The organism is Salegentibacter sp. UBA1130 (assembly GCF_002311535.1).
GTDB classification, from domain to species: Bacteria; Bacteroidota; Bacteroidia; order Flavobacteriales; family Flavobacteriaceae; genus Salegentibacter; species Salegentibacter agarivorans.
Genome location: NZ_DCAP01000006.1, coordinates 103,899 through 119,872, shown reverse-complemented (window position 1 = coordinate 119,872; position 15,974 = coordinate 103,899). Strand labels below are relative to the sequence as shown.

Genomic DNA, 15,974 nt, shown 5'->3' with positions numbered 1-15,974 from the left:
CTAATATTGAATTTAATTTCTGAACTTACAAAATTAAAAATTTGTTAAAGAAAAATTGTTTTTGAGATTTACTTTTATTTATATTTGGAAATGTATAATTAACACTTAAGGAGTTTAAAGATATTTAATTCACTGTAAATCAATAATAATATGAAAGTTAAAATTTTATTTGCTCTTATGCTCGGCTTCGTTTTTAATGTACAGGGGCAGGAGATAAAAATTTCATTCAAAACGGCAGAAGATGCGCCTAAAATTAGTAAGCATATTTATGGGCATTTTGCTGAACATCTGGGCAGATCTATTTATGATGGATTTTACGTAGGAGATACCAGTGCTATCCCAAATAAAGATGGGGTGAGAATAGATATAATTGAAGCTTTAAAGGAAATACAAATACCAAACCTAAGATGGCCCGGAGGATGTTTTGCTGATACTTACCAATGGAAAGATGGTATTGGCCCCCAGGAAGACAGACCTACTATGGTAAACTCCTGGTGGGGTGGCGTAACCGAAGATAACAGCTTTGGTACTCATAATTTTTTAAACCTTTGTGAAGAACTGGGTGCAGAGCCTTTTATTTCGGCAAATGTAGGAAGCGGAACAGTTCAGGATTTTATGGACTGGGTACAGTATACAAACCATCCAGAAGGAAGTCCTATGGCTAAGCTGAGGAAAGAAAATGGAAGAGATGAACCCTGGAAAGTAAAATATTGGGGTATTGGAAATGAAATGTGGGGTTGCGGTGGTAATATGACCGTTGAATATTACGCGAATATATATAAGCAGTATTCAACCTTTATGACCGCCGGAGAAAATAAAGACAATCTTTACAGAATTGCCGCCGGAGCTTCCGGAGACGATTATCACTGGACAGAAGTTTTAATGAAAGAAGTTCCAAAATCTTTAATTGAAGCCGTTGGTCTTCACCATTATGCAGTAATAGATTGGGAAAATAAAGGTCCAGCTACAGGCTATGACGAGGAGATCTATTTTAAAAGTATGGAAGAAGCGCTTAAAATGGATGAGTTTGTTAAAGGGCATATAGAAGTCATGGAGAAGCATGACCCTAAAAATGAAATAGATCTTGTAGTAGATGAATGGGGCGGCTGGTACGACGTTGAAGAAGGTACTAATCCCGGATTTTTATATCAGCAAAATACTATGAGAGACGCTATGATTGCCGGTACAACCTTAAACATTTTTAATAATCATAGTGGGAGGGTTAAAATGGCCAATTTGGCGCAAACTGTAAATGTTTTACAGGCAGTGGCGCTAACCGAAGGTGAAAAAATGATTCTTACGCCAACTTACCACGTATTTAAAATGTACACCGTACACCACGATGCGCAGTTATTACCCGTTGAGTTTGATTCTCCTGAATATACCTACAATGGAGAATCGTTGCCTGCAATTTCTGTTTCAGCTTCTAAAAATGAAACCGGAAATACCAATATTTCATTGGTAAATATTGATGCCAGTGCAGAGCATAAAGTAGAAATAGATTTGGAAGGTTTAGATGTTAATAATATTGAAGCTGAAATCCTGAAATCAGGGAAAATCCAGGATCACAATACTTTTGATAATCCTAATAAAATAAATATTGCTGAATTTAAAGATTTTAAATTGAGAAAAGGCAAGTTGGAAGTTAGCCTCCCACCTTTTTCTGTAGTAGTATTATCGTCTAAATAATTTAAAATGAAATTTTCCTTTGCTGATCTTAAAATAAATCTTTTTAGCTTATTAGTTTGCCTGGCCTCAACATTTATGTTTGGCCAGCAAACCAAATTAGAAACTTTTAAGCTTCAGGATGTCAGCCTAGAAGAAGGTCCTTTTCGCAATGCGATGCTGGTTGATTTAGATTATATCTTAGAATTAAATCCCGATAAACTTTTAGCACCTTTTTTACGTGAAGCCGGGTTGCAGCCAAAGGCAGAAAGTTATACCAATTGGGAAAATTCAGGCTTAGATGGTCATATTGGGGGGCATTATCTTACTGCCCTGGCCCAGATGCAGGCTTCAGCGGGAAGTGAAAAAGCCGATTCGTTGCTTACCTATAGTTTAAATGAATTAGAAAGAGCGCAGCAAGCTAATGCTAACGGATACATAGGTGGCGTTCCCGGAAGTAAAGAATTATGGAGTCAAATTTCTAAAGGCAAAATTGATGCTGCAAGTTTTAGCTTAAATGGAAAATGGGTGCCTCTATATAACATTCATAAAACCTACGCAGGGCTTCGGGATGCTTATCAAATTGCCGGAAAATCTAAGGCCAAAGATATGTTGATCAGTTTTTCTGACTGGATGCTGCAGGTCACCAGCGGGCTTTCAGAAGAACAAATTCAGGAGTTATTAGTTTCCGAACACGGTGGTTTAAATGAAGTTTTTGCAAATGTGGCCAAAATCACCGGTGAAGAAAAATACCTGGAATTGGCCTATAAATTTTCACATCAAAAACTGCTTAAACCATTAGCCTCGAATAATGATATTCTAAATGGAATGCATGCCAACACGCAGATTCCTAAAGTAATTGGTTTTGAGACAATTGCTGGTTTAGATGACAACGAAGATTATCATACTGCTGCGACTTATTTCTGGGATAACGTGGTCAATAAACGCTCGGTAGCAATTGGAGGAAATAGTGTTAGGGAGCATTTTCATCCTACTACAGATTTTTCTGAAATGATTTCCAGCGAGCAGGGGCCAGAAACCTGTAACACCTATAATATGTTAAGGTTAAGTGAGAAATTATTTCTTACTAATCCAGATGAAAAATATATAGATTATTATGAGGAAGCATTATACAATCATATTCTTTCTTCCCAGCATCCAGAAAAAGGAGGTTTTGTATATTTTACTCCAATGCGTCCCGGCCATTACCGGGTTTACTCCCAGCCGGAAACGAGTTTTTGGTGCTGTGTAGGCTCCGGAATTGAAAATCACGGAAAGTATAACCAGTTTATTTATACCCATTCTGAAAACGAGTTGTATGTAAATCTTTTTATTCCTTCTACCTTAAAATGGGAAAAACAAAATGTAGAAATACTCCAGCAAACTGATTTCCCAAAAGAAGAAACCACGAATCTTAGTATTAAGACTAAGGAGCCGAAAAATTTTATTCTTCATCTGAGGTATCCTTCCTGGGTAAAAAAAGGTCAGTTTAAAATATTTATAAATGAAGAATCTTTTGCAGTAAATCAGGATCCGGGTTCTTATGTAAGCATTAACCGAACCTGGGAAAACGGGGATAAAATAAGAGTTGAATTACCTATGCACATTACAGCTGAAAAACTTCCCGATGGTTCAGACTATGCTGCGTTAAAGTATGGACCAATTGTTTTGGGAACAAAAACCGGGAAGGAAGATCAAAAAGGAGTTTTTGCTGATGACAGTCGGGGTGGCCATATTGCAGATGGTACTCAAATACCAATCTCTCAAATGCCTGTATTTTTATCTGAAAATCTAGAAGATCTGGTGGAAAAAGTCAAAAAGAATCCGGGTGAAAATCTAATTTTTTCAGTAGCCGATGGTATTTATCCAGAAAAGTTTAAGGAACAGGAATTTATTCCTTTTTATAATATCCACGAGTCCAGATATGCCATTTATCTTCCACTGGAAACGAAAGAAAGTTACCAGAAAAAACAAAAAGACTTAAAGGAAAGGGAAATCGTTGAGCGTGAACTGGAAGCAAATACCATAGACAGGGTAGTTCCCGGTGAACAGCAACCGGAATCAGATCATTTTATTCAAAGTAAAAATTCTAATACCGGCGTTCATCAAAATCGTCATTGGCGTGATGCTTCAGGATGGTTCAGTTACGAGCTGGAAGACAATGCACAAAACGCCAGCAAGCTTCAAATTACTTACTACGGAAAAGATGCAAATAGGGAATTCAGTATTTATATAAATGATAAAGTTCTGGTTGAAGAAAATTTTAATGGTGAAAAAGGCGACCAATTTTTTTCTAAAGAATATAAACTGCCAAACAATTTAGAATATAATGAAGAGGAAAAAATCACCATACGTTTTGAAGCCAACTCGGGATCCAGAACAGCAGGTATTTATAATATAAGATTATTAAAAGAATAGCAATAAAAAAGATTTAAATAGCATACCAAGAATGAAGAATTACGTTATAGGCCTGGATTATGGAACTGACTCAGTAAGAGCAGTACTTGTAGATACAGGGAGTGGAGAAGAACTGGCCACTGATACATTTTATTATCCGCAGTGGCGTGATAAGAAATATTGTAATGCGGCAATCAACCAATTTCGGCAACATCCGGCAGATCATATTGAAGGCTTAGAAAAAACAATAAAAGGTGTTTTAGCAAAAACCAGTGTTGATGGTTCTGCAGTAAAAGGAATTTGTATTGATACTACCGGTTCTTCACCAATTGCTGTTACAAAGGAAGGTACTCCGCTGGCTTTTGAAGAAGGTTTGAAGGAGAACCCAAACGCAATGATGGTACTTTGGAAAGACCACACCGCCATTAACGAGGCCAATGAAATAAACGAATTGGCCAGGACCTGGGGCGGGGAAGATTTTACCAAATACGAAGGTGGAATTTATTCTTCTGAATGGTTTTGGGCAAAAATTGCGCATGTTATTCGTGAAGATGAAGCCGTGAAAAACGCCGCCTATTCCTGGATGGAGCATTGCGATCTATTGACGTTTATGCTTATTGCAAATCAGGATTTAGCTTCTTTTAAACGAAGCCGTTGCGCTGCAGGTCACAAAGCGATGTGGCATGAAAGCTGGGGCGGGCTTCCTCCTAAAGATTTTCTAAATAAACTGGATCCTTATTTAGGTGAATTACGGGAAAGGCTATACACCGAGACCTATACTTCAGATGAAGTTGCCGGAAATTTAAGTGCAGTCTGGGCCGAAAAGCTTGGACTTTCTACCGATTGTGTAGTCGCGGTTGGAACCTTCGATGCCCATTCCGGGGCGGTTGGTGCAAAAATAGATAAGCATACCTTAGTTCGCGTTATGGGAACTTCTACCTGTGATATTATCGTTTCAGAACAGGAAAATGTTGGAGATAAAACCGTTCGCGGAATCTGCGGACAGGTAGATGGATCGGTAATTCCTAAAATGATCGGCTTGGAAGCCGGACAATCAGCTTTTGGCGATGTTCTCGCCTGGTTTAAAGATGTGCTAAACTGGCCTTTGGAGAATTTGGTTTTCAATTCAGCTATTATTTCCGAAGAACAAAAAGCAAAACTTAGAGATGAAATTGATAAAGATTTCATTAAAAAACTTTCTGAAGCAGCCGAAGAAATTCCGCTTTCAGAAAGTATTCCTATTGCGTTAGACTGGATAAACGGGAGAAGAACTCCAGATGCTAACCAAGAGTTAAAAAGTGCGATTACCAAACTTTCACTGGGTTCAAAAGCACCTCATATTTTTAAAGCGCTTATCAATGCCATTTGCTTTGGTTCCAAACAAATTGTAGATCGTTTTGAAGAAGAAGGAGTAAAAATAAATAGCGTAATTGGTATTGGGGGAGTAGCAAGAAAATCGCCCTTTATTATGCAAACCCTAGCCAACGTTTTAAATATGCCCATAAAAGTTGCTTCTTCAGATGAAGCTCCTGCTCTTGGTGCTGCAGTTTATGCAGCCGTTGCTGCGGGGCTTTATCCAAATGTAATCGAGGCCAGTAAAAAACTGGGCAGTGATTTTGAAGCCGAATATCATCCTGAACCGGAAGCTTTGGAAACTTACGCCGGTTTAATGGAAGAATATAAAGAATTGGGCGCTTTTGTTGAAAATAATATTAACCGAAAATCTACCGTGAATGAGCTCTAAATATAAAGCACTAAAACAGGAATGTTACGAGGCCAATATGGAACTTGATGCCTTAAACCTGGTGATCTATACTTTCGGAAATGTAAGTGCCGTAGATCGTAAAAAAAAGGTTTTTGCAATTAAGCCAAGTGGCGTTCCCTATGAAGAATTAAAACCGGAAGACATTGTAATCCTGGATTTTGATAATACTGTGATTGAAGGTGAAATGCGGCCTTCTTCTGATACCAAAACCCACGCTTTTCTTTATAAAAACTGGGAAAACATTGGTGGGATAGCCCATACTCACGCTACATATTCTGTAGCATGGGCACAGGCGCAATTAGATATTCCTATTTTTGGAACTACACACGCCGATCATCTTACCGCCGATATTCCCTGCGCACCGCCAATGCGTGATGAACTAATAGAAGGGAATTACGAACATAATACCGGGATCCAGATTTTAGATTGTTTTAAAGATAAAAACCTTTCTTATGAAGAAGTACCTATGGTGTTAATTGGTAATCACGGTCCCTTTACCTGGGGAAAAGACGCCGCCAAAGCTGTGTACAATAGTAAGGTGTTGGAAGAGGTGGCAAAAATGGCATTACTTACCAAACAAATTAATCCGGAAGCACCAAGAATGAAGGATTCCTTAATCAAAAAACATTACGAACGTAAACACGGCAAAAATGCCTATTACGGCCAAAATTAATATCTACCCTAATAATCACCTCACAGGCTTCAAAAACCTGTGGGGTTTTTTAAAAAACTAAATAATTCTGAATTCAAATGATAAATATAGAAGCAAAAGAAATATGGTTCGTCACCGGGAGCCAGCATTTATACGGCGATGAAACCTTAAACCAGGTTGCCGCCGATTCAAAGGCAATTGTAAACGGACTTAACGAGTCGAAACATCTTCCGCTGAAAATAGTATGGAAAGACACGGTAAAGACCGCAGATGAGATCACTGATATTTGTCAGGACGCCAATGCCAATAAAAATTGTATTGGAATCGTAGCCTGGATGCATACTTTTTCGCCTGCCAAAATGTGGATTAAGGGGCTAAGCTTACTTAAAAAGCCTCTTTGCCATTTACATACGCAATTTAATGCTGAAATTCCGTGGGGTAAAATTGATATGGATTATATGAATCTTCATCAGTCAGCGCACGGAGACAGGGAATTTGGTTTTATGATGAGCAGAATGCGTAAAAAGCGTAAAGTAATTGTTGGTCACTGGAAAACAGATCGCGTTCAGCAAAAACTTGGGATTTGGTCTCGAGTGGTTTTAGGTTGGGACGAACTGCAGCATCTAAAAGTAGCGCGTATTGGAGATAATATGCGCAATGTAGCCGTTACCGAAGGTGATAAAGTTGCTGCGGAAATGAAATTTGGAATGGCCGTAAACGGTTATGATTCTTCAGAAGTTGTAGCGCATATCGATAAAATTTCAGAAGAAAAAATAAATGAATTACTGAAGAAATATGAAGCTGATTATAACTTAAGCCAGGACCTGAAAGAGGGTGGTTCACAAAGAGATTCTTTGGTGGACGCCGCTAAAATTGAATTAGGATTAAGATCATTTTTAGACGAAGGTGGTTTCAAAGCTTTTACCGATACTTTTGAAAACCTTGGAAAGCTGAAACAACTTCCGGGTATTGCCGTACAACGGCTAATGGCAGATGGTTACGGTTTTGGCGCAGAAGGCGATTGGAAAACCGCAGCGCTTTTACGTGCTATGAAAGTTATGGCTGTTGGATTAGAAGAAGGGACTTCTTTTATGGAAGATTATACCTATCATTTCACCCCACAAAAATCTTATGTTTTAGGCTCGCATATGTTGGAAATTTGTCCTTCAATTGCTGATGCTAAGCCAACCTGTGAAGTTCATCCGCTTGGAATTGGTGGAAAAGAAGATCCGGTAAGACTGGTATTCAACGCTCCAAAGGGCGATGCTTTAAATGCATCGTTAATAGATATGGGCAATAGGTTTAGGTTAATTGTAAACGAAGTGGAAGCGGTAGCGCCGGAAGCCGATTTACCAAATTTACCGGTAGCGCGTGTGCTTTGGGATGCAAAACCCAATCTTGAAGTTGCCGCTACTTCCTGGATTTTAGCCGGGGGAGCACATCACACGGTGTATACACAGGCATTAACCACTGAGTTTTTGGAAGATTTTGCCGATATAGCCGGGATTGAACTACTAGTTATTGATGACAAAACCAGTATTAGGGAATTTAAAGATAAAATAAACGCTAATGAGGCGTATTACCATATGTTTCAACACGGAATGTAATTTCTAACCTAACGCATCTAATTATGAAAATTTCAAAAAATAATCTTTTCGGCTTCGGGATAGTTTTTCTGTCCTTGTTTTTTATTCAGTGTAAAAATAGCGACAAGGAAGCTGAAACTAAAGAAAATGAAATGAATACCGAAAAAAGCCAAAAAACGGAAATGCAAAAAGAAGACTACGGTACCACATCTGATGGTGAAAAAGTAGCGCAATATACGCTCACCAATGAAAATGGAATGGAAGTAAAAATCATCACTTATGGTGGTAGAATTACTTCTTTAAAAGCTCCCAATAAGAACGACGAATTTGAGAATGTGGTTTTAGGATTTGATTCTTTAGAGCAATACACCAAGGACAATCCGTTTTTTGGAGCTTTAATTGGCCGTTTTGGAAATCGCATTGCAAATGGAAAATTCACCTTAGACGGAGAAGAGTATACCCTGGCTCAAAATGACGGGCAAAATCATCTGCATGGTGGTGAAAAAGGTTTTGATAAAGTGGTTTGGACTGTTGATGATGCCAGTGCAAATTCTCTTAGCCTTTCTTATATAAGTGAAGATATGGAAGAAGGTTATCCTGGAACCCTGAAAACTACGGTGGTTTACACTTTAACTGAGGATAACGCCCTGGAAGTAGATTATAATGCTACAACCGATAAGAAAACAGTATTGAATTTAACCCAGCACGCTTATTTTAACCTTTCAGGAGATTTTTCTGAAACTATTTTAGATCATAAAATTGAAATAAATGCTGATGAATTTTTACCGGTAAACGAAACTTTGATCCCAACAGGAGAATTAAAGGATGTGGCAGGAACTCCTTTTGATTTTCGCGAAGCGAAAACCGTGGAACAGCATATTGAAGGAAAAAATGAACAACTGGAACGTGGCCAGGGTTACGATCATTGCTGGGTGTTAAATGAGCAGGATAGTGGAATGCGCTTTGCAGCTTCCGCTTATCACGAGGAAAGTGGTAGAATGCTGGAGGTTCACACCAATGAGCCGGGAATTCAGTTTTATTCTGGGAATTTTCTAGACGGGACACTTCCCCAGGCAGATGGCGAGGGAAACTACGGTCATAGAAGTGGCTTTTGTCTTGAAACGCAACATTACCCAGATTCTCCAAATCAGGAAGGTTTTCCTTCTGTAGTATTGGAGCCGGGAGAGACTTATTCTTCAAAAACCAGTTTTAAATTTTCAGTAAAATAAGTTATGAAAGCATTAGATATTTATGACTGGATTGCGATTAGCCTGTACTTTTTGGTGTTAGCAGGAATTGCCTTTTGGGTAATAAGAAAAAAACAGTCTAATACCGAAGATTATTTTCTTGCTGGGAGGAATGTGGGTTGGTTTGTTGTTGGAGCTTCTATTTTTGCATCCAATATTGGGTCAGAACACGTTGTTGGCCTTGCCGGTGCCGGTGCGGGGAATAAGCTGCCAATGCTTATTTATGAAATACAGGCCTGGGTAGTGCTTATTCTTGGCTGGGTATTTTTACCATTTTACGCCAGGAGTGGTGTTTTTACAATGCCCGAATTTCTCGAAAAACGATTTGATGCCAGGTCAAGATGGGTGTTATCTGTATTTTCTATAATCGCCTATGTACTTACAAAAATTTCGGTAACTATTTATGCGGGAGGTATTGTGGTTTCTGCTTTACTCGGAATCAATTTCTGGACCGGAGCACTTTCTACGGTAATCTTAACCGGTATTTATACCGTTTTAGGCGGAATGCGGGCAGTTGTTTATACGGAAACCCTGCAAGCTATTATTCTTGTGCTTGGTGCTGCCGCCCTTACGTTTATCGGCTTAGATGAAGTAGGAGGTTGGGCAAGTATGAAAGAAACCGTAACGCCCGAATATCTTAATATGTGGCGCTCTGCTTCAGATCCCGATTTTCCCTGGCCATCACTTTTAATTACCAGTACAATTGTTGGTATTTGGTATTGGTGTACAGACCAGTATATTGTACAACGTGCACTTACTGCAAAAAATATTAAAGAAGGAAGACGAGGAACTATTTTTGGCGCTTTACTAAAATTACTTCCGGTATTCTTATTCTTAATTCCGGGTATTATCGCCCTTACGCTTAAGATGCGTGGAGAATTACATTGGGATAGCCCAGATGAAGCTTTTCCTGTTTTGATGAGTAACTTATTACCTTCAGGATTACGCGGACTTGTAGCTGCCGGATTACTTGCTGCATTAATGAGTTCTTTAGCTTCAGTTTTTAATTCTTGTTCTACATTATTTACGGTAGATATTTATAAAAAATTGAGACCAAATACCCCGGAGAAAAAACTGGTGAGAACCGGGCAAATCGCAACTGTGATTATCGTGATCATCGGAATTATTTGGATCCCGATTATGGCGAATATTTCCGGAGTTTTATATGAATATTTACAGAAAGTACAATCATATATCGCACCTCCAATTACCGCTGTATTCTTACTGGGTATTTTCTATAAGCGTATAAACGCACAGGGTGCTTTTGTGACTTTAGTAGTTGGATTTATTGTAGGAGCTCTCAGGATTATCCTGGAATTATTTAAAGATTCCTTAGATCCAGACGGGTTCTTATTCCTGGTAGGAGATATTAACTTTTTAACTTTCGCGGCCTGGTTCTTCCTTTTCTGTGTAGTGCTAATTACCGTGGTAAGTTTCTTAACCAGTATTCCTTCAAAAATTAAAACCGATAATCTTACGTTCCAGACAATTTCTGAAGAAGAAAAGAAAAACAACAAAAACAGCTATAACTGGGTTGATATTGTAGTTTCTATTCTTGTAGTACTATTGGTTATTGGAGTGATGATTTTCTTTAACGGAAGATAACTGCTGAGTAAATAGTAGGCCTAAAATGGAACTTATATAGATATATTAAAATCGACCAGGTTGAGCAGGAAGTATTGGAGATGCGATTAATAATAAGTGAACCTTAAAATGTGAATTATATTTTTTTGAATAACTAACTTTAAAACTAATTTATTATGTCTAACACACCAATTAACTTAGCAAAGTCTGCCATTTGGTCGATTTTATTCCTCGTTGCTGCATCGGGAATGGCGCAAGACGGAACAATCTACCCTCTTGAAACTCCTCAAGAACCTAATGCTATTCCGTTAGAAACAGGTGGGGTTGAAGATCAACCCGCTTCAGAAACCTGGTTTCGCCAGTGGGGAGATCCCATGGCGAGAAATATAACCAAAGCGACTCTTACCCCATTTCTGCCCGATCCTGAAAAAGCCAACGGAACAACTGTAATTGTAGCTCCCGGTGGGGGCTTTAGGTGGCTTTCTTTAGGTAATGAAGGTTGGGAAGTTGCCGAAGCGCTTGCAGAACAGGGAATCACCGCTTTTGTACTAAAATATCGCTTACACCCAACTCCTAAATCTCTGGATGATTTTAGGGCGTCCATGGAAAGACCAGCCACTCCTCCAGCTGAATCTTCAGATGACACGCCGGAAACGCGCCTGGAAAGACCGCGTTCTAACCTTTCTAACCAACTCGAAGATGCCGAGGCTGCTTATGCTATGATCGTTGAGCGGGCTGAAGAATGGGGAGTTGATACAAACAATATAGGTATGATGGGATTTTCGGCCGGTGCCGGTCTTACCATGCATTCAACACTTAATTCCAAAACCATGGATCTGGCATTTATCGCTCCAATTTATGGAGGTTTAAATGAAGTAGAAGTTCCAGAAGATGCTCCTCCTATGTTCAACGTTATTGCTGCCGATGATTTTCTCTTCTACGGAGAATTTGGTTTAATCGAGTCCTGGCATAAGGCCGGAAAACCGGTGGAGTTTCATCTTTATCAAAATGGAGGCCATGGCTTCGGACTTGGAAATCCAGACCGTACCAGTAACCGCTGGTTTGATGCTTTTATTCACTGGTTGAAGGTTAATAAATTTCTTGTATCCAATACTGAAGAATAATGTGAGGTTTTTTTTGTGTAATTTTAAATGCTTGAAGACCTTTTCTTAACCAATTCTGGAGAAGAAAAAAAGTAATAAAACAACTATAACCGGGATGAAACTGTAGCTTTTGTCCCGGTAATTGTTTTTCTAAAAATCAGAAAATATTTTAAAACTAACTCTTATTAAACCAGCTTTTTAAACTTAAATTATGAAAATACCACAGGAATTTCAGATCACAAACTTGCTTCATCAACAACACTACCTTAGTAATGGGGAGTTGATTAAATGGAATGGCCAGACAGATGAGGTTTATTCCACTATTTCTTCCATAGAGAATTACAAACCAACTTTACTGGGTACTATTCCGCATATGGATAAAGATTCTGCGCTAGAAGTTTTAGATTCAGCTTGTAAAGCTTATGCAAAAGGGCAGGGCGATTGGCCTACTATGAAGGTTTCAGAGCGAATTTCCTGTATGCAGAATTTTGTGGCCGAAATGCAAACTAACCGGGAAGAAGTTGTAAAATATTTAATGTGGGAAATTGGTAAATCGCTCCCCGATTCTCGCAAAGAATTTGACCGCACAGTTGAATATATTAATGATACTATTGAAGATTATAAACAATTAGATCGTGATAGTGCGAAATTCTTTAAACGCGATGGTATTCACGCGCATATTCGCCGTGGTCCGCTTGGCGTGGTTTTATGTTTAGGACCGTATAACTATCCTTTAAATGAAACTTTTGCCTTGTTAATTCCCGCCCTTATTATGGGAAATACCGTAATTTTTAAACCGGCAAAAAATGGAGTTCTACTTATTTCTCCACTTCTTGAAGCATTCAAAAACAGTTTTCCACCTGGTGTGGTAAATGTAATTTATGGTCGTGGCAGGGAAGTAGCAGCACCTATAATGGCGGCAGGAAAAATTGATGTGTTAGCGCTTATTGGAAATAGTAAATCGGCTATCGCATTGCAGGATCAGCACCCATATAAAAACCGATTACGACTGGTTTTAGGTTTGGAAGCGAAAAATCCGGCCATTATTTTACCAGATGCCGACTTAGATCTGGCTATAGAAGAATGTATTTCGGGGTCTTTATCCTTTAACGGGCAACGATGTACCGCGCTTAAAATTATTTATGTTCACGAAGATGTCAGGGAGGAATTTAATAAGCGTTTTGCTAAAAAAGTAGATGCATTAAAATTCGGAAATCCCTGGGAAGATGGCGTAAAACTTACTCCTTTGCCTGAAGCCGATAAACCCGATTATATTAAAGAATTAATTGATGATGCCAGGGAAAAAGGTGCTGAAATCTTAAATGAAAAGGGCGGTGAAATTTCAGAAAATTATATCTATCCGGCAGTTCTTTTCCCGGTAAGCAAAAAAATGCGGGTTTACCAGGAAGAACAATTTGGTCCCGTGGTACCAATTAAACCTTTTACAGATATTCAGGAGATTTTAGATGAAATGGCTGATTCCAGCTATGGCCAGCAAGTTAGTTTATTTGGTAAGGATATTCAGGAAATCGCTCCGCTTATAGATACACTGGTAAATTTAGTGTGCCGGGTAAATCTTAATAGTTCCTGCCAGCGTGGGCCAGATGTTTTTCCTTTTACTGGAAGAAAAGATTCCGCGGTAAGTACGCTAAGTGTTCACGATGCCTTAAGATCTTTCTCAATTAGGACTTTTGTAGCTTCAAAAGATAATGATTACAATAATGAGATCTTACAGGAATTATTAAACTCAAAAACTTCCAATTTTGTAAGTACAGATTATATCTTGTAGTGAGGTTTTTGTAAATTGAAAGAAGAAAAAAATTATATGAATTATAGAAAATTAGGAAAAACAGGTTTTGAAATTTCAGAGATTTCCCTCGGAACCTGGCAAATAGGTGGAAAGTGGGGATCCGGTTTTAGTGATAAAACTGCTGAAAAAACCATTAATACCGCCATAGATAAAGGAATTAATTTTATTGATACGGCCGATGTTTACGAAGCCGGTTTAAGCGAAAAAGCTGTAGGCCGCGTGGTTAGATCCAGGTCTGAGCGTGTTTTTGTGGCTACTAAATGTGGAAGACAAATCAACCCGCATACGGCACAGAATTATACGCCTGAAGCACTGACCGCTTATGTAGAAGAAAGTCTTAAAAGAACCGGTTTTGAAGCGCTAGATCTAATCCAGTTGCACTGTCCACCCACCGATGTATATTATCGCCCCGAGATCTTTGAAACCTTTCAAAAATTAAAAGATCAGGGTAAAATATTGCATTTTGGTGTTAGTGTTGAAAAAGTTGAAGAAGCTTTAAAAGCGATTGAATATGATAATGTAGAAACCGTTCAAATTATATTTAATTTATTCAGGCAGCGACCTTCAGAGCTTTTCTTTGAACGAGCTAAAAAGAAGGATATCGGGATTATAGCCCGTGTGCCCCTTGCCAGCGGATTGTTAACCGGAAAGTTTGATAAAGATGCCAGTTTTGATAAAGAAGATCACCGGAATTTTAATCGAAATGGAGAAGCTTTCGATAAAGGAGAAACCTTTTCAGGAATAGACTTCGATCGCGGTCTAAAAGCCGTCGAAGAGCTTAAAAAGTTGTTCCCGGAAGTTCAAAATTTAGCTCCAATAGCTTTACAGTGGATTTTAAAATTCCCGGAAGTTAGTTGTACCATTCCCGGGGCTTCCAAAGAAGAACAATTGCTTTCAAATTTATCAATATATGATAGACCTGAACTTAGCAACGACAAAATTAAAGAAATGAATAAAATTTATGATGAATATCTAAAACAGGAAGTACATCACAGGTGGTAATTTTATTCCTGCAAAGTTTCTAAAACTTTATAGATTTATTTAGAATTTGGAAGGCCAGGGCTGAGGGTTCGTCAAGCTGAACTTGTTTCAGCTTCTAACTTGAAATAATTCTATGAAGCTTAGATTCTGAAATAAATTCAGAATGACGATAAATAACCTTGGAGAAAAGATTTCTACATAAATTTTGCCTTAAAATATAGCAGATTAAATTGCTTTTAAAAGCCTTTCTTTATCTTTAGAGAAAGGCTTTTTTATGGAAACTATGAAATTAAATTTGTTATCGTTTGTAATCCTCGGATTAGGATTTATTTCCTGTAGCTCACAAAAGAATTTGATTAAAGATGGGCAAAAACCCCAGCTTATTTCAAACGAGTTTGAGTTTACTGAGGGGCCAGCTTCAGATGCTGAGGGGAATGTATATTTTACCGATCAGCCGAACAACAGAATCCATAAATGGTCTGCAGAAGATGGTGCTGTTTCGGTTTTTATGGAAAATTCGGGCCGGGCAAACGGACTTTATTTTGATGATGCGGGAAATCTTCTAGCCGCTGCTGATAAAAATTCTGAAATGTGGAAAATTAATCCTGAACAAGAGGTTGAAGTTTTAGTTGATTCTTACCAGGGAAATCGGTTAAACGGTCCCAATGATTTATGGATTGGTCCGGATGGCGGACTTTACTTTACAGATCCTTATTATCAGAGGGATTACTGGGAACGTACCGAAAAGGAAATTGAAGAGGAGCGCGTTTATTATGTGAATCCGCAGGGCGAAATAAATATTGTAGTGGATGATCTGGTACAACCTAACGGAATTATTGGAACTCCTGATGGGAAAACCTTGTACATCGCCGATATAGGTGCTAATAAAACCTATTCTTATAAAATTAATCCTGATGGAAGCCTTTCAGATAAAAAACTTTTCACTGAATTAGGTTCAGATGGAATGACGATAGATAATAAGGGCAATATTTATCTTACCGGTAAGGGCGTGACAGTTTTCGATAAATCTGGAAATAAAATTCAGCATATTCCAATAGATAAAGATTGGACAGCCAATGTGACTTTTGGTGGTAAAAACCAACAAACCCTTTTTATCACTGCTCAACAGGCTCTTTACAGCCTGGAGATGAATGTAAAAGGGGTTCGCTGGTAATTTTGAGACG

At 38.5% G+C, this 15,974-nt stretch carries 11 protein-coding genes; all 11 read left to right on the top strand.

Going from position 1 to position 15,974, the window contains the following annotated elements; translation table 11 throughout:
• Window positions 1-150 precede the first annotated feature (150 nt).
• The 11 genes from B4F31_RS01880 to B4F31_RS01830 all read left to right on the top strand — a co-directional run bounded on the left by B4F31_RS01880 (window position 151) and on the right by B4F31_RS01830 (window position 15,964).
• Window positions 151-1,689, top strand: coding sequence for an alpha-N-arabinofuranosidase (locus B4F31_RS01880; RefSeq protein WP_286760481.1), 1,539 nt, complete (start codon window positions 151-153; stop codon window positions 1,687-1,689).
• 6 nt (window positions 1,690-1,695) lie between these two features.
• Entirely contained in the window at window positions 1,696-4,083 is a 2,388-nt protein-coding gene (locus tag B4F31_RS01875) for a glycoside hydrolase family 127 protein (protein ID WP_286760480.1), read from the top strand.
• A gap of 31 nt (window positions 4,084-4,114) precedes the next feature.
• Complete coding sequence (locus tag B4F31_RS01870; protein ID WP_093303411.1) at window positions 4,115-5,806, top strand: ribulokinase; 1,692 nt, start codon at window positions 4,115-4,117, stop codon at window positions 5,804-5,806.
• Complete coding sequence (locus tag B4F31_RS01865; RefSeq protein WP_286760479.1) at window positions 5,796-6,500, top strand: L-ribulose-5-phosphate 4-epimerase; 705 nt, start codon at window positions 5,796-5,798, stop codon at window positions 6,498-6,500. The genes B4F31_RS01870 and B4F31_RS01865 overlap by 11 nt, the downstream gene beginning before the upstream one ends.
• A 77-nt stretch (window positions 6,501-6,577) precedes the next feature.
• Window positions 6,578-8,086: an L-arabinose isomerase gene (araA, locus tag B4F31_RS01860; protein ID WP_093303409.1), complete on the top strand. Its 1,509-nt coding sequence runs from the start codon at window positions 6,578-6,580 to the stop codon at window positions 8,084-8,086.
• Window positions 8,087-8,109: 23 nt separating this feature from the next.
• On the top strand, window positions 8,110-9,294 hold the full coding sequence (locus B4F31_RS01855; protein ID WP_075325815.1) for an aldose epimerase family protein: 1,185 nt from the start codon (window positions 8,110-8,112) through the stop codon (window positions 9,292-9,294).
• 3 nt (window positions 9,295-9,297) lie between these two features.
• Window positions 9,298-10,917, top strand: a complete 1,620-nt coding sequence (locus B4F31_RS01850) for a sodium:solute symporter (protein WP_075325816.1) — start codon at window positions 9,298-9,300, stop codon at window positions 10,915-10,917.
• Between the two features lie 155 nt (window positions 10,918-11,072).
• Entirely contained in the window at window positions 11,073-12,020 is a 948-nt protein-coding gene (locus tag B4F31_RS01845; protein WP_075325817.1) for an alpha/beta hydrolase, read from the top strand.
• 190 nt (window positions 12,021-12,210) lie between these two features.
• Entirely contained in the window at window positions 12,211-13,788 is a 1,578-nt protein-coding gene (locus B4F31_RS01840; protein ID WP_093303406.1) for an NADP-dependent glyceraldehyde-3-phosphate dehydrogenase, read from the top strand.
• Window positions 13,789-13,824: 36 nt separating this feature from the next.
• Entirely contained in the window at window positions 13,825-14,811 is a 987-nt protein-coding gene (locus B4F31_RS01835) for an aldo/keto reductase (protein WP_075327901.1), read from the top strand.
• Window positions 14,812-15,073: 262 nt separating this feature from the next.
• On the top strand, window positions 15,074-15,964 hold the full coding sequence (locus B4F31_RS01830) for an SMP-30/gluconolactonase/LRE family protein (RefSeq protein ID WP_286760478.1): 891 nt from the start codon (window positions 15,074-15,076) through the stop codon (window positions 15,962-15,964).
• The last annotated feature ends 10 nt before the right edge of the window (window positions 15,965-15,974 follow it).

Coding starts and splice junctions, on each gene's coding strand:
- B4F31_RS01880 (WP_286760481.1), top strand. CDS start 151: ATGAAAGTTAAAATTTTATTTGCTCTTATGCTCGGCTTCGTTTTTAAT.
- B4F31_RS01845 (WP_075325817.1), top strand. CDS start 11,073: ATGTCTAACACACCAATTAACTTAGCAAAGTCTGCCATTTGGTCGATT.
- B4F31_RS01830 (WP_286760478.1), top strand. CDS start 15,074: ATGAAATTAAATTTGTTATCGTTTGTAATCCTCGGATTAGGATTTATT.
- B4F31_RS01870 (WP_093303411.1), top strand. CDS start 4,115: ATGAAGAATTACGTTATAGGCCTGGATTATGGAACTGACTCAGTAAGA.
- B4F31_RS01835 (WP_075327901.1), top strand. CDS start 13,825: ATGAATTATAGAAAATTAGGAAAAACAGGTTTTGAAATTTCAGAGATT.
- B4F31_RS01865 (WP_286760479.1), top strand. CDS start 5,796: ATGAGCTCTAAATATAAAGCACTAAAACAGGAATGTTACGAGGCCAAT.
- B4F31_RS01855 (WP_075325815.1), top strand. CDS start 8,110: ATGAAAATTTCAAAAAATAATCTTTTCGGCTTCGGGATAGTTTTTCTG.
- B4F31_RS01875 (WP_286760480.1), top strand. CDS start 1,696: ATGAAATTTTCCTTTGCTGATCTTAAAATAAATCTTTTTAGCTTATTA.
- B4F31_RS01850 (WP_075325816.1), top strand. CDS start 9,298: ATGAAAGCATTAGATATTTATGACTGGATTGCGATTAGCCTGTACTTT.
- B4F31_RS01840 (WP_093303406.1), top strand. CDS start 12,211: ATGAAAATACCACAGGAATTTCAGATCACAAACTTGCTTCATCAACAA.
- araA (WP_093303409.1), top strand. CDS start 6,578: ATGATAAATATAGAAGCAAAAGAAATATGGTTCGTCACCGGGAGCCAG.